The organism is Halomonas sp. WWR20, from assembly GCF_054602495.1.
Map to the genome: position 1 here is coordinate 1 of NZ_JBTRHR010000029.1, position 699 is coordinate 699.

At 69.5% G+C, this 699-nt stretch carries 1 protein-coding gene; it reads right to left on the reverse strand.

What is annotated here, in order from left to right; translation table 11 throughout:
* On the reverse strand, window positions 1–699 hold a 699-nt coding region (locus ACW4DH_RS18980), incomplete at both ends, for an aldehyde dehydrogenase family protein (RefSeq protein WP_459637963.1).

Here is a 699-nt window from a genome sequence, read left to right on the forward strand (position 1 = left end):
CCCAGCGGGTTGCCCTCCTTGAGCGCCTCGGGCAGCAGCCCTTCCGGCAGCGCCTGGTAGCACACCGGACGCAGGAAGCGGAAGATCGCCGCCGAGCCCACCGAGGTGGTGCGGCTGTCGGAGGTCGCCGGGTACGGCCCGCCATGCACCATGGCATGGCACACCTCGACCCCGGTGGGCCAGCCGTTGACCAGCACACGCCCCGCCTTGCGCTCCAGCGTCGGCAGCAGCGCCCGCGCCGCGTCGAGATCGGCGTCGTCCATCTGCAGCGTGACGGTGAGCTGGCCTTCCAGGTGCTCGGCGACCCGCTTCACTTCCGCCGCATCCGCGCACTCGATGACCAGCGAGGAGGAGCCGAACACTTCTTCCTGCAGCGTCTCTTCGGCCAGGAAGTCGGCCGCCGAAGTCACGAACAGCGCCGACTGGCACTGGTTGGGCGTCTCGCCGACCTGGCCACGCGAGATCTCGCGGACCTTGTCGTGGCTGGAGAGCCGGCCCACACCCTGTTGATAGGCATCATAGATGCCCGGGGTGAGCATGGTTTGCGACGCGCTGCCCTTGAGGACCTCGCCGGCCTTGGCGACGAAGGCGTCCAGCGCCTCGCCCTTCTCGGCGATCACCAGGCCCGGATTGGTGCAGAACTGGCCGGCGCCCATGTTGAGCGAGGCCACGAAGCCCTCGGCCATGGCCTCGCCACGC